At 66.1% G+C, this 20650-nt stretch carries 19 protein-coding genes and 1 tRNA gene; 12 read left to right on the forward strand and 8 right to left on the reverse strand.

All coding sequences use genetic code 11. The features are described 5' to 3' along the window. Window positions 1-114 precede the first annotated feature (114 nt). The 3 genes from AB4Z16_RS18905 to araD all read left to right on the forward strand — a co-directional run bounded on the left by AB4Z16_RS18905 (window position 115) and on the right by araD (window position 3631). A complete protein-coding gene (locus AB4Z16_RS18905) occupies window positions 115-816 on the forward strand; it encodes a GntR family transcriptional regulator (RefSeq protein ID WP_441512884.1) in 702 nt (233 codons plus the stop codon). Beyond that, a complete protein-coding gene (locus tag AB4Z16_RS18910) occupies window positions 806-1723 on the forward strand; it encodes a dihydrodipicolinate synthase family protein (RefSeq protein ID WP_441512885.1) in 918 nt (305 codons plus the stop codon). Before AB4Z16_RS18905 ends, AB4Z16_RS18910 begins: the two co-directional genes overlap by 11 nt. A 174-nt stretch (window positions 1724-1897) precedes the next feature. Next, entirely contained in the window at window positions 1898-3631 is a 1734-nt protein-coding gene (gene araD / locus AB4Z16_RS18915) for an L-arabinonate dehydratase (protein WP_441512886.1), read from the forward strand. A gap of 124 nt (window positions 3632-3755) precedes the next feature. On the opposite strand, the gene AB4Z16_RS18920 is transcribed toward araD, so the two are convergent. Continuing rightward, the gene (locus AB4Z16_RS18920; RefSeq protein WP_441512887.1) at window positions 3756-5069 is read right to left on the reverse strand and encodes a DUF2793 domain-containing protein; all 1314 of its coding nucleotides are present in this window, start codon (window positions 5067-5069) and stop codon (window positions 3756-3758) included. Between the two features lie 495 nt (window positions 5070-5564). On the opposite strand from AB4Z16_RS18920, the gene AB4Z16_RS18925 reads away from it, so the two are divergent. Next, complete coding sequence (locus AB4Z16_RS18925) at window positions 5565-5939, forward strand: VanZ family protein (RefSeq protein WP_441512888.1); 375 nt, start codon at window positions 5565-5567, stop codon at window positions 5937-5939. A gap of 150 nt (window positions 5940-6089) precedes the next feature. Further along, window positions 6090-7532: an undecaprenyl-phosphate glucose phosphotransferase gene (locus AB4Z16_RS18930; protein ID WP_441512889.1), complete on the forward strand. Its 1443-nt coding sequence runs from the start codon at window positions 6090-6092 to the stop codon at window positions 7530-7532. A gap of 172 nt (window positions 7533-7704) precedes the next feature. Here AB4Z16_RS18930 and AB4Z16_RS18935 read toward each other — a convergent pair whose 3' ends face one another. The 4 genes from AB4Z16_RS18935 to AB4Z16_RS18950 form a co-directional block, all read right to left on the reverse strand. Then, complete coding sequence (locus tag AB4Z16_RS18935) at window positions 7705-7926, reverse strand: hypothetical protein (protein WP_441512890.1); 222 nt, start codon at window positions 7924-7926, stop codon at window positions 7705-7707. 157 nt (window positions 7927-8083) lie between these two features. Then, window positions 8084-9637 (reverse strand): DHA2 family efflux MFS transporter permease subunit, encoded by a 1554-nt coding sequence (locus AB4Z16_RS18940; protein ID WP_441512891.1) that lies wholly within the window; start codon window positions 9635-9637, stop codon window positions 8084-8086. Further along, a complete protein-coding gene (locus AB4Z16_RS18945; protein WP_441512892.1) occupies window positions 9630-10928 on the reverse strand; it encodes an HlyD family secretion protein in 1299 nt (432 codons plus the stop codon). Before AB4Z16_RS18945 ends, AB4Z16_RS18940 begins: the two co-directional genes overlap by 8 nt. After that, a complete protein-coding gene (locus AB4Z16_RS18950; RefSeq protein ID WP_441512893.1) occupies window positions 10921-11406 on the reverse strand; it encodes a MarR family winged helix-turn-helix transcriptional regulator in 486 nt (161 codons plus the stop codon). Before AB4Z16_RS18950 ends, AB4Z16_RS18945 begins: the two co-directional genes overlap by 8 nt. A gap of 191 nt (window positions 11407-11597) precedes the next feature. Here AB4Z16_RS18950 and AB4Z16_RS18955 point away from each other — a divergent pair, with 191 nt between their 5' ends. The 4 genes from AB4Z16_RS18955 (at window position 11598) to AB4Z16_RS18970 (ending at window position 15724) form a co-directional block, all read left to right on the forward strand. Further along, window positions 11598-13277, forward strand: a complete 1680-nt coding sequence (locus AB4Z16_RS18955) for an alpha/beta hydrolase (protein ID WP_441512894.1) — start codon at window positions 11598-11600, stop codon at window positions 13275-13277. Between the two features lie 271 nt (window positions 13278-13548). Next, on the forward strand, window positions 13549-13998 hold the full coding sequence (locus AB4Z16_RS18960; protein WP_441512895.1) for a hypothetical protein: 450 nt from the start codon (window positions 13549-13551) through the stop codon (window positions 13996-13998). Between the two features lie 17 nt (window positions 13999-14015). Next, on the forward strand, window positions 14016-14651 hold the full coding sequence (locus AB4Z16_RS18965) for a L,D-transpeptidase (RefSeq protein WP_441512896.1): 636 nt from the start codon (window positions 14016-14018) through the stop codon (window positions 14649-14651). Between the two features lie 41 nt (window positions 14652-14692). Next, a complete protein-coding gene (locus AB4Z16_RS18970; RefSeq protein ID WP_441512897.1) occupies window positions 14693-15724 on the forward strand; it encodes an amino acid ABC transporter substrate-binding protein in 1032 nt (343 codons plus the stop codon). 97 nt (window positions 15725-15821) lie between these two features. Here the strand turns inward: AB4Z16_RS18970 and AB4Z16_RS18975 are convergent. Together AB4Z16_RS18975 and AB4Z16_RS18980 are read right to left on the reverse strand one after the other, a co-directional pair. Beyond that, window positions 15822-15906: transfer RNA gene (locus tag AB4Z16_RS18975), tRNA-Tyr, on the reverse strand. Between the two features lie 163 nt (window positions 15907-16069). Beyond that, entirely contained in the window at window positions 16070-16624 is a 555-nt protein-coding gene (locus tag AB4Z16_RS18980) for an AAA family ATPase (protein WP_441512898.1), read from the reverse strand. A gap of 99 nt (window positions 16625-16723) precedes the next feature. Here AB4Z16_RS18980 and rlmB point away from each other — a divergent pair, with 99 nt between their 5' ends. Further along, entirely contained in the window at window positions 16724-17524 is an 801-nt protein-coding gene (gene rlmB / locus AB4Z16_RS18985; protein WP_441512899.1) for a 23S rRNA (guanosine(2251)-2'-O)-methyltransferase RlmB, read from the forward strand. A gap of 53 nt (window positions 17525-17577) precedes the next feature. Here rlmB and AB4Z16_RS18990 read toward each other — a convergent pair whose 3' ends face one another. Continuing rightward, window positions 17578-18099, reverse strand: coding sequence for a hypothetical protein (locus tag AB4Z16_RS18990; protein WP_441512900.1), 522 nt, complete (start codon window positions 18097-18099; stop codon window positions 17578-17580). Between the two features lie 366 nt (window positions 18100-18465). On the opposite strand from AB4Z16_RS18990, the gene AB4Z16_RS18995 reads away from it, so the two are divergent. After that, window positions 18466-20076, forward strand: a complete 1611-nt coding sequence (locus AB4Z16_RS18995) for an MFS transporter (RefSeq protein ID WP_441512901.1) — start codon at window positions 18466-18468, stop codon at window positions 20074-20076. A 239-nt stretch (window positions 20077-20315) separates the two neighbouring features. Continuing rightward, window positions 20316-20609: a GYD domain-containing protein gene (locus tag AB4Z16_RS19000; protein ID WP_441512902.1), complete on the forward strand. Its 294-nt coding sequence runs from the start codon at window positions 20316-20318 to the stop codon at window positions 20607-20609. Window positions 20610-20650 lie beyond the last annotated feature (41 nt).

Raw genomic sequence — 20650 nt, forward strand, 5'->3', positions numbered from 1 at the left:
TTGAAATCTGAAATTTCAGATTGCCGCGCGTAACGCTTTGTGCTGTTTGATGGGCCATGGCGCCCGGTCTCGCAGCCGCGATGCAGCGGCCCGACACGGCACCTCGGAAGAACCATGTTGCAGCCTGCCGTAGAACCCGTTGCGCCCGATCTGCTGCGCTCGCTGCGCGAGCATGTCCATGAGCGCCTGCGCCGCGCCATCGTCGCCGGGCGCTTCCGCAACGGCGAGCGGCTGAACGAACGCCAGCTCGCCGAGATGCTCGGCGTCAGCACGACGCCGGTGAAGGACGCGATCCGCAAGCTCGAAAGCGAGGGCCTGGTCCGCACCGAGGCGCGCCGCGGCGTCTTCGTCGAGTTCTCGCCCAGGCAGGCGCTGGAAATGGCGCTCGGCCGGGCCGCGCTCGAAAGCGTCATGGCCCATATCGCGGCGAACCACCTGACCGGGAGCGACGAAAGAGAGCTCGCCCGGCTGATCGCCGAGATGGAGCAGGCGACCGAGCATGGCGACCTCGAGGATCTGGTCGCGCTCAACGAGACCTATCACCGCGCGATCCATCGCGTTTCGGGCTGCACCTATCTGGAGCGCCGGCTCGACGGCCAGCGCATGTACGATCACGCCCAGCGCATTTCGCTGCATTCGGAGCTGGCCGAACGCCGCCGCGGCTTCGAGGAGCACCGCGGCATCTACGAGGCGCTCCTGGCGCGCGATCCCGCACTCGCCGAACTCAGGATGCGCCGCCACATCGTCCGCTCGGCGAAGGCCCATGTGCAGCTGGTCTTCGGCGCGGATGCGGAAGGACTGGACTATGACGAATGACAAGGTGCGCAGTGCGCTGCGCGGAATTTCCGGCGTCCACGTCACCGCCTGGAAGGCGGATGGCGAAGCCGACTGGGCCCTGACGGTCAAAATCGTCCGGCGCATCGCCGAGGCCGGCATCCACAACATCGTCTCGGCCGGCAACACCGGCGAATTCTACCCGATGACAACAGCCGAGGTGGAGCGCTCGCACGCCGTCGCGGCGGAGGCGGCCGCCGGCAAGGCTCTTGTCACCGCCGGCATCGGTAGGTCCCTGCGCGAAGCCATCGCGACAGGAAAGCTGGCGGCGAAGGCCGGCTGCGAGGCCGCGATGGTGCATCACCCGCTCGACCCTTTCGCCGCGCCGCAATCCCAGGCCGACTACATCCTCGCCATCGCCGAGGCGCTGCCGATCCCGCTCGTCGCCTATATTCGCTCGGACGCGATCGGCGTGAAGGACCTGATCCGCGTCGCGACCCATCCGAACGTCGTCGGCGTGAAATTCGCCTCCAGCAACATGATGCTGCTCGCCGATTGCGTGCGTGAGACGGAGGGCTCCTCCGCTAACTGGATCTGCGGCCTCGCCGAGGGCTGGGCCGCGGCCTTCTATGTGCTCGGCGCCCGCGGCTTCACTTCGGGACTGATCAACGTCGCGCCGGAACGCTCGCTCGCCGTCTGGCGTGCGCTGGAAGCCGGCGACTACGCCACGGCGCGCCGCGAGGTCGACGCTATCGCGGGCTTCGAGAAGCTGCGTACGAAATACGGCAACGGCGCCAATGTCACAGTGGTGAAGGAGGCGCTCGGGTTGCTCGGCACCGATGTCGGCCCGGTCCGCCTGCCCGGCCTGCCGGAATTGAACGAGGCCGAGCGGGCGGAGCTGCGCGGCATCGTGTCGAGCTGGGGTGCAGCGAAGGCCGTGGCAGAATAACCTCTGTCATTCCGGGGCATCGCGCAGCGATGAACCCGGAACCCACGACTGGGTGGAGCCGCCGGCAGGCACCCGGCGAATCTCTCACCCAGTCGTGGGTTCCGGGTTCGCCCCTGCGGGCCGCCCCGGAATGACAGGTCGTTGAACCAACAAAGAATATTCGAGGAACCGCCCATGTCCGCCCGCCCCCGCAAGACGCCCGAGACCCTGCGCAGCTGGCGCTGGTTCGGGGCGAGCGACCTGCGCTCCTTCGGTCATCGCTCGCGGGCTTTGCAGATGGGCTTTGCTCATGAGGAGTTCATGGGAAAGCCGGTGATCGGCATCATCAATACCTGGTCCGAGATCAACCCTTGCCACACCCATCTGCGCGACCGCGCCGAAGCGGTGAAGCGCGCGGTCTGGGCGGCCGGCGGTTTCCCGATCGAGATCCCGGTGATGTCGGTCTCGGAGCAGTACCAGAAGCCGACGACGATGCTCTATCGCAACTTCCTGGCGATGGAGACGGAGGAATCGATCCGCTCCCATCCACTCGACGGCGCCGTGCTGCTCGGCGGCTGCGACAAGTCCACGCCGGCGCTGATCATGGGCGCCTGCAGCGCGGGGCTTCCCTTCATCTTCGTCCCGGCCGGGCCGATGCTGCGCGGCAACTGGGCCGGCAAGGTGCTGGGCTCGGGCGCAGATGTCTGGAAATACTGGGCCGAGAAGGAAGCCGGCAACATCACCGACGGTGAGTGGAAGGACATGGAGAGCGGCATCGCCCGTTCCTACGGCACCTGCATGGTGATGGGCACGGCCGCGACGATGATGAGCCATGCCGAGGTACTCGGCCTCACCTTGCCCGGGGCCTCCGCTATCCCCGCCGCCGATGCCGCCCATCCGCGCATGGCCGCCGCCGCGGGAAAACGCATCGTCGAGATGGTCTGGGAAGACCTGACTCCGGACCAGATCCTGACCCGCAAGAGCTTCGAGAATGCGCTGACGGTGCATATGGCCGTCGCCGGCTCGACCAATGCGATCATCCATCTCGTCGCCATGGCCGGTCGCGCCGGCGTGCCGCTGACGCCTGATGATTTCGACGCCTTCTCGCGCACGGTCCCGGTCATCGCGAATTTGCGCCCCTCCGGCGATTTCCTGATGGAGGATTTCTTCTATGCCGGCGGCCTGCCGGCCCTACTGAAGCAGCTCGAGAGCAAGCTCCACACCGATGCGATGACCGTGACGGGCAAGCCGATCTCGGAAACCATCGCACTCGCCAATGTCTATGACGACAACGTCATCCGCCCGCTCGACCGCCCGGTCTCGACCGCCAATGGGCTCGCCGTGCTCAAGGGCAACCTCGCGCCGGATGGTTGCGTCATCAAGCCCTCGGCCGCCGAGCCGCGCCTGCTGAAGCACTCCGGCCCGGCCCTCGTCTTCGAGGACTACGACGCGATGATGCGTGCGGTGAACGACGAAAACCTCGACGTCACCGCCGATCACATCATGGTGCTGAAGAATTGCGGCCCGGTCGGCGGCCCCGGCATGCCGGAATGGGGCATGCTGCCGATCCCGAAAAAGCTCCTGAAGCAGGGCGTGCGCGACATGCTGCGCATCTCGGATGCCCGCATGTCCGGCACCAGCTACGGCGCCTGCATCCTGCATGTCGCGCCGGAAGCCTACATCAAGGGCCCGTTCGCCGCGTTGCAGACCGGCGACATCATCAGCGTCGACGTCGAGGCCCGCAGCATATCCGTGAACCTCACCGAAGCCGAGATCACAGCCCGCCTCGCAGTCTGGACGCCGCCGGACCGCGACTATCCGCGCGGCTGGGGCAAGATGTCCGCGGCCCATATCCGGCAGGCCGACAAGGGCTGCGACTTTGACTATCTCGAAGGCACCGCCAAGGTGGCGGAGCCGGAAATCCATTGAGGCAAGCGGGTAGCGCCGGTCTCAGGCCGCCCCCCTGCGCGGGCCTGAGAATCGCCTGCCGAACGAGGCTCCAGAACCGATCTTCCCGCGATGCTCGGATCAAGTCCGAGCATGACGCGCTGCTTTACAGCTCCGCATCGAAGGCGACGCCGTCGAACGCCGCCCGCACCCGCCCCAGCGCTTGCGCGGTGACATGGGCATAGGCGCGTTCGGGCGACTGGGCGACGACACCGCGGTCGCTGCCCTGCACGTTGATTTCCTGCGAGACCGAGAAGCTGACGGCCGGCGTCGCCCGCATCGGCACGGGCATCCCGATGCTCTGGCGTGCCCCCGCCGCCGCGGCCTGGTAGGCGTCGAGCAGGATCTGCCCGTCCGGTCGCCAATGGTAGCGTCGGCACAGCATCTGCTCGATCGCGAGCGGGCGCGCGCGCCAAGCGGTAGCGATACTCCCCTGCTCCAGCTTGATGCGGGCGAAGTTGACCGTCCCGGCGCTCGGGGACAACCGCACCGTCAAGGCGCCCGTGTCCCCCACAGCCGGCGTCAGCGTCACCGAGCGGTGGCCTGCGCCTGCCGTGATCGTGCCGGACTGGCTGCCGATGGCGACCGAGAGATTGCCGCCGCTCAGCCCTTCGACGGAAAGCGTCAGCGACAGACCGGCAAAAGAGGCAACGCCCCACAGCGCCGGCTCGACGACCTGCACGATTCCGCCGGAATTCAGCGTGATCGCGAAGCCGCTGCGCGAAAGATTAGCGCCCCCGCTCGCCGCCTTCCAGCGGTCGACGCCGTAGCTTCCCGCCGCGAGCGCACCGCCCCCAAAGCCCCGTTGGTTGATCTGCATGTCGCCATTGATCAGCAGGTTCTCCCCGGCCGCCCAGACCGAGCCGGGGAGCTCCACGCCGCCCGTCCCGCGATCGATCGCGATTGCATCGTGCCAGGACGAGCCATCCGCGCTGACCTTGACCCGAAAATCGTCGTCTCCGGACAGTCCGAATTCGGCGCGCCCCGACCAGTTGCTCTGAAACAGGACGCTCGCAGTGTTGCCGGCGGCGCCCTTGTTGATCTTGAGGCGATGGTCGCCGCCGGCATGGTTGAACAGGCTGGCCTCGGACGACACGGCGAGACGATTGGTTGCGTCGGCCGTCGCGTTAATCCCCCAGCGTTCGGCCCCGAGGCTGCTGAGAGGGCTGGCGCGCCGCCATTCCGTTCCGGTCCAGAGATTATGCTCCGCCTCATCCGCGATCCAGGCCTGCCAGCCCACGCGCGGCGTCAGGAACGTCCATCCGCCATCCTCGAACAGCGCCAGTTGATTGGTTCGGCCGGCGAAGACGCCCGCGCCGCCCGGCGGCACGATATAGGCGGAAAGCTCAGTCGGCGAAGCCGACGGCGCGGCCTGCGTGCGGCTGTCGACGACCAGATGGATCAGGGCGTCGAGCCGCATCAGGGCGTCGTTATGGGTCACATGCTTCTGCGCCTGCCCGGCTGCGAGCAGGGGCAGGGAAAGTCGGGGGGTATCGGTCATGAGGCCTCGCGAAGGGGATGCAGCGCCGGGCTGTCGCGAGGGGGATTATCGAGCGGTTGCCGGCGCCGGGGATAAGTCGGCCGGCTCAGCCGATGCGGCACGGCCCCAGGCCGGCATGGACCAGTTGATCAGCGAGGAGATGCATAGATCGCCTTTGCGCCGCGCGCGATCCGCGCCCCGGACGATGCGGCAGAACTCTTCAGCATGAAATCTCTCCCATTCATCGCCGACACGCTGTCCCCGCGCCCTTGCGACAGCATAGCCGGCGCGAAGACATGACACAGTTTTGACCTATGCCATTGCTTCGCCGTTTTTACCTTGCCATAAAGGCATAGCTGCGCATCGGTGCGAAACGATTCTGACAGTGCTGGCCTAAATCTTGCTGCGCGTCCCGCCAGCATTCGGAGTCCCGGTTTGAACGCCTCCCTCGACAAGTTGCGCCGCGCCGCCGTGCTGATCGGCTGGACCGCCCTCCTCGTGATCATCGTGTCGACGTTGTCGCCGATCGATGCCCGGCCACACCTTCTGAATCTGGGGCCGGACGTCGAACGCTTCCTTGCCTATCTCGCCGCTGGCGCGTTGCTGACCTTCGCTTACCCGCGCCAACGCTGGCTCGTGCTGCCTGGCCTGGTCGCTCTGGCCGCCGGTTTGGAATGGCTGCAGACGCTGGAGATGACCCGTCACGGGCTGCCTCATGACGCGCTGGTCAAGATCATGGGTGCGGTTATCGGCTCCGCCATGGCAAGCTCCTTCGAGTACATGCTCCGGCGCTTCCGCAACGCCTTCTGAACGTCGGGCCTGCTCGATCCGGTGTTCCGATCTGGTCCAGCGGCCCGCGGCACAGGCATTGCCACCTCAGCCTTCAAGACGATCCGCTGCGCGCCCGCGTCCCGCATTGGGACAGGGCGTCGCTGCAGCTCGGATCTGGGGCGGGGTGACATGAGCGTCAACGATCTGGACAGCACGCTGCTGACGACGTCCGCGAGCCGGCGGCGCCTCTGGCGGCACTGGCTCGGGCCGCTGACCGCAGCGAGCGACGCGTTCATCGTCGGCTCTCTCGTTGCGGGGGCGTCGGCCGCCTATTATCTGGTAACCCAGCATGAAATCGGCATGGATCGCGCCGCCCCCGAGCTGGCAGCGATGTTGATGACGATCTTCGTCTTCATCAATCTGATGCAAGGGCGCTATCAGCTCAAAAACTACCTCTCGCCCCAGGGACAGATCGCATCGGCTTTCTCGGTCTGGAACATCACGATGGTCGCGTTCCTGGCGTTGATCTTCGTCGCCAAGATCACCGGGCACTACTCGCGAATTGTCATTTTCACGACCTATTTCGCCGGAATACCGGTGATCGCGCTCTCGCGCTCTCTTCTTGCCCGGTGGGTTGCAGCCGGCAGCAAGGCAGGCCGGATCACGGCCGAGCGCGTCTTCCTGATCGGGCAGGAAGACAACGTGATGTCCTTCGTCGCCCGGCACAAACCCTGGCATGTCGGTTTCGCGATCACCGACGTTGCGTTCCTTAAACCCGGCCGGAATGGCAATCGGTCGGAACTCGCTGCCAATCTGGCCGCCGCCGTGGCAAACTGCCGGGCCGGGCGGCCCGATGCCGTCCTCATCGCCCTGCCCTGGTCGGAACAGCAGACGATCGAGGCCTGCGTCAGCGCCTTCACCAATCTTCCGGTCGCGATCCATCTCGCGCCCGAGCCAATCATGGAGCGTTTTGAGACGCCGCATTTCGTACGCTCCGGCTCGTTTTCCAGCCTGCGCCTGACCCGGCAGCCGCTATCTGGGGCAGAGATCGCAGCCAAGCGCGCTTTCGACATGGTCGCGGCAGTCGCGGGTTTGGTGCTGACCCTGCCGCTCCTCATCATGATCGCCGCCCTGATCAGGCTCGACTCGCCCGGCCCGATCCTGTTCCGGCAGCGTCGCTATGGCTTCAACCAGCAGGCGTTCCGCATCTTCAAGTTCCGGACCATGACCACGACCGATGACGGGCAGGTCGTCATCCAGGCCAAGCGCAACGATCCCCGTATCACCAGAGTCGGGCGGTTTCTCCGCCGCTACAATCTCGACGAACTGCCCCAGCTTCTGAACGTCATTGCCGGTGACATGTCCCTGGTAGGACCGCGGCCGCATGCGCTTGCCCATGATGTCGAGTTCCAGCGCAGGATCGCCAACTATGCGCGCCGTCACAACGTCATGCCGGGCATCACCGGCTGGGCTCAGGTGAACGGCTTTCGGGGCGAGACCGATTCCGACGAGAAGATGGCCAAGCGCGTCGCCTATGATCACTGGTACATCGACAACTGGTCGTTCTGGCTTGATGTCGCGATCCTGCTCAGAACCGTCTTCAGCCGCAAGGCTTTCACCAACGCGCGTTAGACGCGGGCCAGGTGACTTGAATCAACCTTTCGGGAACCGCCTATAACCTATTGATTATATGAAGCATTGTCAGGCCTTGTTGCGACCAGGCCGGGTCGGCGCGCCATTGTCCGCGCATTGCGCGGCTTCGCGCCGGCAAGAGCGGCCGGCAAGGATGGCCGGCTCGCACCTCTTATGAGAACAGGTGCCAGATGCCCCGCCCGAGCCAGACGGCGCAGCCGAACATGATCGCCAGCGCCAACACCAGCGTCCCGAAGATCACGGACCGCCCGGCAAAAAAGCTCGCCAAGCTCGCCCGGTTTTCGGGAACATTGTCGTTCGCCGCCCGCGGCACGCGAGCCGGGCTGGAGATGCGGAACGGAGTGGGAATTCGATGCACGCGCTCTGGTCGCATGGCACGGGCTCATAGCGTTAAAATTGCGTTAATCCGACGCGATGATAATCGACTGAAATCGATCTGCGCAAAAGCCCAAGGTGAACATTCCGCCGAGTTTGGCCGAACAAGGTTAACCTAAGGTCAGCTCCACCCGGCCGCCAGCTCACGCGAGATGCTATTCCATCACCATCGCATGGTCGTCGGCCGGGGCGGCGCCCTCCTTTCGAGGCGTGCGCAGCAGCGCCAGGAAAGGCAGCGCGGCAAGGCAGAGGATCATCAGCAGCTTGAAGTCGTCGACATAGGAAATGATCGTGGCTTGACGCGTCACGACCTCGTCGAGCGCGGCGCGCCCTGCGAGCTTCAGCGGATCCCAGGCCTCCTTGATCGCCGGCGTATCGAAGATGCGGTTGAACGGTGTGACGTAATTCGCGATCTCGGCATGGTTCACCTGCACGTTGCGGGTGAGCAGATAGGCGACCAGCGAGATGCCGACGCTCGAGCCGATATTACGCGAGAGGTTGTAGAGGCCGGTGCCGTCTCCGCGATACTCCGCCGGCAAGGTCGCGAAGGTGATCGTCGTCAGAGGGACGAACAAAAGCCCGAGCCCAGCCCCCTGCAGGAAGCCGGTCAGCATGATGGTCTGTTGCGACACGTCGGGCGTCCAGCCGGCCATGTCGTACATCGCCCAGGCGCTGACCAAGAGGCCCGAGCCGAGCAGGATGCGCGTGTCGACCTTGCCGATCAGCTTCCCGACCACGAACATGCAGACCATGGTGCCGAGGCCGCGCGGTCCCATGACGACGCCGGCAGTCACCACCGGATAGCCCATCAGCGTCTGCAGATAGGGCGTCATCAGCGCCAGCGACGCCAGATAGCAGATGCCCACGATGAAGATGAAGATCAGCCCGACGCAGAAATTGCGGTCGAGGAAGAGCCGCGGCTTGATGAAGGAATTCTCGGCCGTGAAAGTGTGCACCACGAGGATGTAGAGCGCCGCGACGCAGACGGTCGCCTCGACGATGATCTCGAAGGAGTCGAACCAGTCGAGCTGCGCGCCGCGATCGAGGAAGAGCTGCAGCGCCCCGATCGCGATGCTGAGGGCGCCGAAGCCGATCCAGTCCAGCTTGGCGGCAACGCTGGACCTGGTCTCGCTGACGAAGATCGAGACGCCGACCAAAGCCAGGATGCCGAGCGGCAGGTTGATGTAGAAGACCCAGCGCCAGGAGATGTTCTCGGTCAGCCAGCCGCCGATCACCGGCCCCAGCACCGGCCCGACCATCACCGAGACGCCGAACAGCGCCATCGCCGATCCCCGCTCCTCGGGGGTGTAGATATCGAGCAGGATGCTCTGCGACAGCGGCACCAGCGCCGCGCCGAAGAAACCCTGCATCAAACGAAAGCCGACGATCTGGGGCAGCGACTGCGCCGCGCCGCACAGGATCGAGGCGACGACAAAGCCGATGATCGCCACCGACAGCACCCGCTTGCGCCCGAAGCGCGCGGCCAGGAAACCGGAGGGCGGCGTCATGATCGCGGCAGCGACGATGTAGGAGGTCAGGACCCAGTTGATCTGGTCGGCGCTAGCCGAGACGCTGCCCTGAATATAGGGCAACGCGACATTGGCGATCGTGGTGTCCAGCGCCTGCATGATCACCGCGAGGATGACGCAGGCAGTGATGGCGCCGCGGTTGGCGACCGGGGTCGCTGCCGCGGCGATGGCGCTAGCCATGGTTGTTCTCTGTCTTCTTGCTCGTGCCCGGGTTCTTGCTCATGCCCGGGTTCTTGCTCATGCCCGGGGTCTTGCTCATGCCCATGGCCGAGCCGACGAAGTCCGGCAGGCCGCGCGCATGGCCGGTATCGACGTCGAGCGTCACGCTCATGCCAGCGCGCAACTGCGGCCGTTCGGGCGGCGTCTCGATCTTCACCCGCATGGCAATGCGCTGGACGACCTTGACCCAGTTGCCGCTGGTGTTCTGCGCCGGCAGCAGCGAGAAGCTCGCCGCCGAGGCCGGGCTGATGCTGTCGACCGTTCCGCTCCAGCTCTCCCCCGGATAGGTGTCGACATAGACCTCGGCCTTCTGTCCGGGCCGAACCCAGGTCAACTCGGTCTCCTTGGGGTTAGCCTGGATCCAGACATGACCTGTAGATACCAGGCTGAAGGCGTTGGTTGCCTCCGCCAGATACTGCCCCTTCTGCAGCGAAGGCACGTTGGTGACGACGCCGTCCATGGGCGCACGCACCACAGTATGGTCGAGCTGTCGGGCAGCCTCGGCGCGAGCGGCGACGGCATCGCGATAGCGCGGATGCTCCTCGACAGGAGCATCCGGGTTGCCGTTCAGGCCGGCGGCGATGCCGGCGAGCTGGGTCTGCAACTGCACCAGTTTCTGCTGCGCGCCGTCGAGATCGTGCTTGGCCTGGTCGTAGGTCACCTGCGACGCGACGGATTTGGTGGCGAGATCCTGCTGGCGCTTGAACGTGGTCTGGAAGAACGCGATATCGCTCTCGGCCTGGGCGATCTGGCTTTGCATGCCCTTGTAGGTCGCCTTCAGCGCCTCGAGATCGTTGCTGACCACGCCGATCTGCGCGTCGGCCCGCTCCAGCGCGAAACGGAACGGCTTGTCGTCGAGCCGGAAGAGCACTTCGCCAGCCTTCACCGGCTGGTTGTCGCGGACATCGACCTCGCTGACGATGCCGGCGACATCCGTCGAGATGCCGACGATATCGGCCTGCACATAGGCATTGTCGGTCGACATCACCTGACCACCGGTGACGTAGTAGTAGCCGCCCGCGGCCAGGGCGATCGGCAGCAGCGCGAAGAGCAGCTGGCGCTTGCGATTGCGGGCAGGACGCGCTGCCGGAACCCCGGAAGTCGCGATGGGCGCTGCCTCGGGCGCCTTGTCGGCGGGCGCAGCGGGCGCCTTCGCCTCTCCGGCGCGCTTGATCTCGGTCACGTTGCCGCGCATCTCCGGGTCGGAAGCGCTTGTCGTGCCGGCATCGGCTCTTCTGGCAACGTCATCCATGGCGGGCCTGTCCTTCGGCGGCCGGCGATTGGCAGGCAGCCACGAGATTCTCTTTCATGGTTTCGAGCAGGCCGAGCAGCCGCGCGCGCTCCGTTTCCGGAATCGCACCGAACGCCTCGGCCCGCGTGACTTCGCCGAGCCCGCGCATTGTATCGAGCGTCGGCCCGGCCTTCTCCGTCAGGTAGAGCTGCCAGCTGCGCCGGTCCGTCGGATGCGGCCTGCGCTCGACGAGCCCGCAGCTCTCCAGCTTGTCGACGATCCGGCCGACGGTGATCGGCTCGACGTCGATCAACTCGGCGAGCATCCCCTGCTGAATTCCGGCATTCCGGTCGAGATAGGCGAGCACCTGCCATTGCGAGCGCGTCAGCCCGGTGTCGCGGGCGTTCTGCTCGAAGCGTTTGCGCAGCAAGCGCGCGACATCGTGCAGAAGGAAACCCACGGTCGGCGGCGGCTTTGTAGGCATGCTTGTCATAAGCATCTATATAATATCCTGATACAGCCATGCCAAGCGCGGGGGCCATGGTCGCGCGGTACGTCCCCCCTGCATGGCGCGCATTGCCAGGCGCGATCGGCCGCGGCTACCTTCGCCCGGCGGGAGCGCAGTCGGGGATCAGCCCGAGCGTGCCGTGCGGGGGGAGTAGCGTGCTGGGGCGTTGGATTCGCGGGCAGTTGGCGTCGCTGTCAGGTGTGGGATTGGCGCTGGGAACCCTGCTGTTCGCAGCCGCCCTGACGCCCACCCTCGTGCCCCGCAGCTATCTGACGCAAGGAGCTCTGGCCGGCATTTGCTTTGCGATCGGCTATGGCCTCGGCGTTTCGTCCCGGCAGCTCTGGCGCTATCTCGAACTGTCGGAGCCTTCGGCGCGGTTGCGGCGCCCGGCGAATGCCGTGATCCTTGCCCTGTCGGTGCTGATCGCGCTGTGGTTTCTCTGGAAGGCGGCGGATTGGCAGAACTCGGTCCGTGCCGTCTTCAGCCTGCCACTGCTACCGAGCTCACACCCGGCCAAGCTCTGCCTCGTCGCGCTCGCGACCTTCGTGCTGGTCCTGGTCATCGCGCGCCTGTTCAAGCGGCTGGCCGCCTGGCTGGTCGGAATTATCCGGCGATACATCCCCCCTCGGCTCGCCAACATCATCGGGATCGGCCTCGCCGCGCTCTTGTTCTGGTCGCTGGCGAGCAACGTTCTGGCGAGCGCGGCCTTCCGCGTGCTGGATTCATCCTATCGCGAGCTCGATGCCCTGCTCGAGCCGGAGCGCGCCCAGCCGACCGCTCCGAACAAGACCGGCAGCCCGGCCTCGCTCGTCAACTGGCGGGAGCTCGGCCGCGCCGGCCGCGAATTCATCGCCGCCGGCCCGACTGCCGAGAGCATCGGCAAACAGACCGGACGCCCTGCCCAGGAGCCAATCCGGGTCTATGTCGGCCTGCGCGGCGCCGAAACGCCGGAAGCAAGGGCCAGGCTCGCCCTGGAGGAACTCAAGCGCGTCGGCGGCTTCTCCCGCTCGACGCTCATCGTCGTCACGCCGACGGGCACAGGCTGGGTCGATCCCTCCGCGATGGATGCGCTCGAGCATCTTCGCGATGGCGACGTCGCCAGCGTCGCGGTGCAATACTCCTATCTGAGCAGCCCCCTCTCTCTTCTGACCCAGCCGGAATACGGAGCCGAGACGGCCCGCGCGCTCTTCCGCGAAATCTATCGATACTGGACCGCCCTGCCCCACGACACGCGCCCGAAGCTCTATCTGCACGGCCTCAGCCTTGGGGCCATGAACTCGGAGAAATCCGCAGAGCTGTTCGAAATGATCGGCGATCCGATCGACGGCGCGCTCTGGAGCGGCCCGCCCTTCGAAACCCGCGGCTGGCGCTCGATCACCGAGGCCCGCAATCCGGGAACGCCGCAATGGCTCCCCGAATTCGGGGATGGGCGCATCGTGCGCTTCATGAACCAGAACGGCCCTACGGTCCCGCCCGACCGGCCCTGGGGGCCGATGCGGCTGGTCTATCTGCAATATGCGAGCGACCCCATCGTCTTCTTCGACTATCGCGACGCTTACCGGCAGCCGGCCTGGATGCAGTCTCCGCGCGGGCCGGACGTGTCGTCCGAGCTGCGCTGGTATCCGATCGTCACGATGCTGCAGCTGGCGCTCGACATGGCCGTGGCAACCAGCACCCCCATCGGCTACGGCCATGTCTACGCGCCCGAACACTATGTCGAGGCATGGACGGCCGTCCTCGGCACCGGCCGCTGGTCGGCGGAGGAACTCGCGGCCCTGAAGCGGGATCTGGCCGCGCGGGCGCGGGCTCCGGCAGGCGCCGATCGCCCTGCCAACGACCCATACGACAACCGGGGCGGATAGCTCCGGCGATGAAAGAACGGCAAAGGGGCTTGATCCCGATCGCGTTTGCGGCTGTGCTGCTGCATCTCTGGCCAGGGGGCCCTCCGGGAAGCCGATGGACGCCACGCGATCACCAGCTCCAGGATCACTGACAAGGGCCATGCTGTCCTAGCATCGGCCACCCCTTTGCCTTTCACCATGATGCATCGCTTCGACTCTGACCAATCGCGATGGAGGACCGATGAGACAGCTAGGGTTTAGGGCCGGAGGTTCCGGTGCCGGAATCGGTACGTTGAGTGGAAGCCTGCTTCTGGCGCTGTTGCTCTCAGGCTGTGGCGGCGGCGAGACGCTGTCGCCGGTGGCGAGCGTCGCGGACACCGCCCCGGCCCCGACCAATGTCACGCGTGATGCGCTAGTGGGCCGCTGGGGCATCGCCTCCTTCCACACCGAAAAGGACCGCAAGCGCACCGAGGCCGAAGCGCGGGCACAATGCAAGCAACCGTATACGATCACGAAGGGCCCCGGCGACGGCGTGATGATGCATGTCGCCGACGACCCCAAGCCCTATGAGCTCCGGTTGAAGGCCGGCCCGGGCGGCAAGAGCTATGTCGGCTTCGAGGCGCCGGCCGGCGATCCGCAAGATCGCGAGCTGCTCTCGGTTTCGCAGAAGGAGCTGGTGATGCGCTTCGTCGATCCGGACGCAAACCGGCGCTACGGCACCTTCGTCTACAGCCGCTGCTGATCTGGAGCTGACGGGACATGAACCTCTCAAAGACCCTCGCCGGCATCGGCCTCGCTGCCGGCTTCGCCTGCCTGCCGCTGCTCGCCCTCTCCGGCGCCTCCCTGGCGCAGCCGCGCGCGCCGGCGGCGATGAAGGAGACGATGGATATCGGCGACGAGCCCGGCCGCATCTCGACCGAGGAAGTGACCATCACCGACGGCCCCTATGCCCGCCAGATGGTGCTGTTCCGCTCCAACGAGGCGCCCGGCACGGTCGTGATCCATTCCGGCGAGCGCTTCCTCTACGTGGTGCAGGGCAATGGCCGCGCGCTGCGCTACGGCATCGGTGTGGGCCGCGAGGGCTTCACCTGGTCCGGCCAGGTCCAGGTCAGCCGCAAGTCCGAATGGCCGGATTGGCGCCCGCCGCCGGAGATGCTGCAGCGCCAGCCCTATCTGCCGCGTTTCATGGCCGGCGGCCCCGGCAACCCGATGGGCGCGCGTGCCCTCTATCTCGGCTCGACCGTGTTCCGCGTCCATGGCACCAACCAGCCGGAGACGATCGGCCAGGCGATCTCCTCCGGCTGTTTCCGGCTCGCCAATGGCGACATCATCGACCTCTACGAGCGCGTCCCGGTCGGGACCAAGGTCATCATCCGCCACAACGCCACGCTCTGACCGGCGCGGTGCGCAACCGAATCCGAAGGGAGAAGAGAGCCATGTCAAAGGCCTCATGGTTTCGCCTGCCCGGCCTCGCCGCCGGCGCCGCGCTCGCCGCCACACTGGCGGCCCCGGCAGGGGCAGGCACGCTTGAGACGGTAAAGCAGCGCGGCACGCTCCAATGCGGCGTCAGCGAAGGCGTCCTCGGCTTCTCGGCCAAGGACGCCGAAGGCAAATGGAACGGCTTCGACGTCGATTTCTGCCGCGCCGTCGCGGCCGCCATCCTCGGCGACGCGAACAAGGTCGCCTTCACCCCGCTCTCCGCGAGCGAGCGCTTCGACGCGCTGAAGGGCGGCAAGGTCGATCTGCTGGCACGCAACTCGACCTGGACTCTCGGCCGCGAAGCGGAACTGGGCCTCGCCTTCGCCGGCATAACCTATCACGACGGGCAGGGCTTCCTGGCGAAGCGTTCGCTCAAGGTCGACAGCGCGCTCTCCCTCGACAAGGCGAAGATCTGCGTCGAGGGCGGCACCACCACGCAGCTCAACCTCGCCGACTTCTTCAAGGCCAATTCCATGACCTATGAGGAGAAGGTCTATCCGAGCGCGGCGGAAGCCTTCGCCGCCTTCGAGGGCGGACAATGCGATGTGCTGAGCCGCGACCAGTCGGCGCTGCACGGCGAGCGACTCAGGCTGGCGAAGCCCGCGGATGCGATCGTGCTGCCGGACGTGATCTCGAAGGAGCCGCTCGGGCCGGTGGTGCGCAGCGACGACTTCCCCTGGTTCAACGTGGTGAAGTGGGTGAACTTCGCGCTGGTCAACGCCGAGGAGCTCGGCATTTCCACCGCCAATGTCGACGAGGCCCTGAAATCGCAGAAGCCGGACGCACGCCGCTTCACCGGCGCGGAAGGCGGCTTCGGCAAGGCCATGGGACTCGATGCGGACTGGGCGATCCGGGCGGTCAAGGCGACCGGGAACTACGCCGAGATCTACGAGCGCAATCTCGGGACCGGCTCGAAGCTCGGTATTCCGCGCGGCCTCAACCAACTCTGGAGCATGGGCGGTGTGCTCTACGCTCCGCCGCTGCGGTAGACCATAGCGGCTGCTTTCGTCGGGAGCGGGTTCAGGCCCGCTCTCGACATGGCATCAGCGGCAGAAGCCGAGCCATTTCGAATTTGAAGGAGATGGGTGGTGGGGGAAGCAGGACTCGAACCTGCGAAGGCATAGCCAGCGGATTTACAGTCCGCCCCCTTTGCCGCTCGGGACATTCCCCCGCCTGCGCCCATGATCGGCCTGTGGGGCCGAGGGCCACCGATATGTCACTTTCGCGACGACCGGCAGGCGCGGCCGGACTTATGGTGACCGGGCCGCGCCCTGTCAACGGCAAAAAGACCGGAGATGCGAATTCCCTGTGAAGCCAACCCGGCCCTAAATCGCTCAGCTCGCAGCGCCGAGACGCTCCAGGATAAAACCGACACGGATTTCGACGCTTTCCCGCGGCAATTCGACGAGATCGTAGCCGTAGTGCGGATAGGTCCGGGCCATCGCCTCATAGGTCCGCACGGCCTCTGCGAAGTCCTGCTTGCGTTCGGCATCCTGCCCGAAGATCGCAGGCCATGGCGGCGCAATGAATACGGTCCCGCGATAGCGGAATCGTTCCACCGCCGCCTCGACATGCGGTGGCACCTGCAATCCACAGAGCGTGAGATAGCCGGCGATGTCGGGCAGGCCGCGGTCGAAGAAGACAAGCTTGCCTTGTCCGCGCGCCTCATCGTAGCCGCGCAGATCGGCCGCGAGCATCAGCTCTGCGAAGAGCGCTCGATTCTTCCACGGCAATCCCTCGCCACCCTTCGCCTGCTGGTCGCGGATAACAGCCCTGCCGGCCTCGGGCTGCACGGCATGGCCGCGCTTCGCCAGCGCCTCGATCAGGGTCGTCTTGCCTGAGCCGGGCCCTCCGGTGAGGACGATCAGCCGGTCTCTGCCTTCTGTCATGGTCGCTCCTTTCCTCAGCGATCCGTCCACGCCGCGCGCTTGGCTCTGGCCAAGCGCCTCGCGCCATGGCACGGCATTCCGGTCAATCTGGAGAATGCGATGGCCCCGCCATTCCGTCCGAAACAAGCCAGGTCCGCAGGCGGCAGACCCGGCAGCGCCCGCGGCGCCGGTGGTCCGCCGCCGCATCGGCCCGGCGATATCGACGAGGCCGTGCTCTACGGCGTGCATCCCGTGGTCGAAGCCCTGCGCAACCCGCAGCGCCGCCACCGGCGCCTGCTCGCCACCGAGAACGGGCTGAGGCGATTGCAGGAGGTGGTGGGCACGTTGCCGCTGGAACCCGAGATCGTGCGCCCCTCCGAGATCGATCGGCTCCTCACGCCTGATTCGGTGCATCAAGGCCTTTATCTGGTCTGCGATCCCCTGCCCTCGCCCGAACTCGACAGTCTGCCGGACGACGCTGTCGTGCTGGCGCTCGACCAGATCACCGACCCTCACAATGTCGGCGCCATCCTGCGCTCTGCGGCCGCCTTCGGCGCGGCGGCGGTCATCGTCACCATCCGCCATTCACCGGCGGCCACCGGCGTGCTGGCAAAATCAGCCTCCGGCGCGCTGGAGCACGTGCCTTTGATCTCCGTCCGCAATCTCGGCGATGCGTTGGAGACGCTCGGCAAGCGCGGCTTCCAGCGCATCGGCTTCGATTCGGATGGCGACGTCGCGCTCGACGACGTGGCGCTGAAGCGGCCGCTCATCATGGTGATGGGAGCGGAAGGCAAGGGCCTGCGCCAGCGCACCCGCGAACTCTGCGATCACGTCGCACGGCTCGAAGTCCCCGGCGCGATCACCAGCCTCAACGTCTCCAACGCCACCGCGATAGCGCTCTACGTCGCGAGCCGCCGCTAGAGACGAAACCGAAGCCCCGGCTCAGCCGAGGCTTGCCGGGGGGAGAATTCCGATCAGCGGCGCGGCACCGTCAGCAGCAACGCGCCCGTCTCGGCATGGGCGTACCGGCTGCGGGCGCCGCCGCGGGCATCGTCGGCACCGCCAATCCGGATGATGCGAGCGACCGGACGCGAGCGTGGCCCCTCCAGCCGGTAGATGGTCGGCTCTGGCGTGGGCGAGCGCTGGATCCCGGCCCGCACCGGCAGGTTCTCGAAAGCGTCGGGATCGATCGTCTGCGGCGCCTCGGCTTGCTGTTCGATGACGCTGACACCGCCTGTCAGCCCGCCGACATCGTACCAGGGCCAGTCATAACCCAGCGAATTCCCGCCAAAGCGGCGATGATCCCAGCCCCGCGCACCACGGCCGGCGCCGCGCCAAGCCCGAGCGGCTTGGATGGGATGCCCGACAATGGCCCGCCCGTGGCCTATCGAGACAGGTATCCCGTGTCCGCCGCCGCGCCCGGCAGCCCAGGTGCCCGTCGACAGCGACGCAGCGACGCAGAAACCACATGACAAGGCGATCGCAAGCCGCGACATCGCGCGCTTCCTCCACCGCATCTCGTCAGGCCTCCCCAAGAGGATTATAATGCCGCCTTGTCTGCTGGAAAGCCACAGCTTTTCCACAGCCGTTGGTCGCCCGCCCGCCTCGTCGATAGTCTTAAGACGAATGGTGCAAGACCAAGTGCTCGATTGCCCCTGCGACAATACGCGCGCAAATCTCTGATCCAGCCTGGCGTGGCGGGATTTGTCCGCCACCCGGCATCGCGGTCATCGCCACATCAGAAGCGCGAGCCGCGCGGAAGGAACCGGCCGGGACATCCCGGCTTCCGGGCTTTACCAGGGGAGACAACCGCCATGAGCATGGCATCGCAAACATCGGATTCGAGGGCAGCCCCTCGGCCGATGACCAAGGAAGAGCGGAAAGTCATCATTGCCTCGTCGGCCGGCACGGTCTTCGAGTGGTATGACTTCTATCTGGCGGGCTCGCTCGCCGCCAACATCGCCCAGACCTTCGTGCCCGGCGACAACGACACGGCGAAGTTCATCTTCGTGCTGTTCGGTTTCGCGGCCGGCTTCGCGGTCCGTCCCTTCGGAGCGCTGTTCTTCGGCCGCCTCGGCGACATGATCGGCCGCAAATACACCTTCCTCGTCACGATGACCGTGATGGGCATTTCGACCTTCCTCGTCGGCCTGTTGCCCGGCTTCCAGACCATCGGTTACGCCGCCCCCGCGATCTTCATCGCCTGCCGCCTGCTGCAGGGCCTCGCGCTCGGCGGCGAGTATGGCGGCGCCGCGACCTATGTCGCCGAGCATGCCCCGATGGGCCGGCGCGGCTTCTATACCTCGTGGATCCAGACCACCGCGACTGTCGGCCTGTTCCTGTCGCTGATCGTGATTCTCGGGCTGCGCCTCAGCATGACGCCGGAAGCCTTCGCCGCCTGGGGCTGGCGCGTTCCGTTCCTGCTCTCGATCATCCTGCTCGGCTTCTCGATCTGGATCCGCCTCCAGCTCTCCGAATCGCCTGCCTTCGTGAAGATGAAGGAAGAAGGCACCCATTCGAAGGCCCCGCTCTCCGAAGCCTTCGGCACCTGGGCGAATGCCAAGATCGGCATCATCGCGCTGCTCGGCGGCACCGCCGGCCAGGCGGTGGTCTGGTACACCGGCCAGTTCTACGCGCTCTTCTTCCTGACGCAGACGTTGAAGATCGACGGCACCACCGCCAACCTGCTGATCGCGCTCTCGCTGCTCGCCGGCACGCCGTTCTTCATCCTGTTCGGCTGGCTCTCTGACAAGATCGGCCGCAAGCCCATCCTGCTCGCCGGCTGCCTGATCGCGGCGCTGACCTACTTCCCGCTGTTCACGATGCTCGCCAGCACGGCCAATCCGAAGCTGATCGCGGCCACCGACAACGTTAAGCTCGTCCTCACTGCCGATCCGGCCGAGTGCGGTACACTGTTCGACCCGGTTGGCGTGCGCACCTTCACCAAGCCCTGCGACGTCGTCCGCCGCACGCTGGCCACCAACTCGATCCACTACGATCTCGTGCCCGGCCCGGCTGGCTCGCCGCTCAAGGCAACGATCAACGGCAAGGATGCGCCGAGCGGAGCTGCGGATCTCATCACCGCCGCCCAGGCCGCCGGCTATCCGAAGGTGGGTGACGCGACCATCCTGAAGACGCCCTCGATCGGCCAGGTGCTGACCGACGGCCGCGCTATGAAGGCTGTCGGCATCCTGTTCGTGCTCGTCCTCTTCGTGACGATGGTCTACGGCCCGATCGCGGCGCTGCTGGTCGAACTCTTCCCGACCCGCATCCGCTACTCCGGCATGTCGCTGCCCTATCACATCGGCAACGGCTGGTTCGGCGGCTTCCTGCCTCCGACCGCCTTCGCGATCGTGGCCGCCAGCGGCAACATCTTCTCCGGCCTCTGGTATCCGATCATCGTGGCGCTCGGCACCTTCGTGATCGGCTTGCTCTTCCTGCCGGAAACCAAGGACCGCGACATCCTGAAGTAACCGCCACTTCAAGCGATCTTCTCGGCTCCGCCCGCAAGGGCGGGGCCTTTTCTTTGTGCTCGCGCCCGGGACTCCTCTCGCTGCCCCAAAGCGGCTTTGCCGTGCTGTTCCGCCGCTCTCCGTGCTATCCTAACGTCAGGGTCCGGCAGATGGCATGAGCCATCCCAACCAGCGGCGACGATCGGGTCGCCGCCCGATACTTCCGATGAACAGGCCGGGCCGTTTCAGGGAGTAGCGCGATGACGACCTACATCATGCTGGCCAATTGGACCGATCAGGGCGCGCGCCACGTCAACGCCTCGCCGAGTCGTCTCGACGCCGCTAAAAAGGCGCTCAAGGAGATGGGCGGCGAGTTCAAGGCCTTTTTCATGACCATGGGAAAATACGACATGGTGATCGTCTGCGAGGCGCCGGACGATGCGGTCCAGGCCCGCTTCTGCTTGCAACTGGGCATGCTCGGCAATGTCCGCACCCAGACCCTCAAGGCCTTTCCCGAGGCCGCCTATCGCGAAATCATCCGCTCGGTAAGCTAGATCCTCATGCGTCCTTTCCGGCGCTACGCAGCGCTCTAACG

The sequence above is a fragment of the Allobosea sp. TAF32 genome (assembly GCF_052113585.1).
Classification (GTDB): Bacteria; Pseudomonadota; Alphaproteobacteria; order Rhizobiales; family Beijerinckiaceae; genus Allobosea.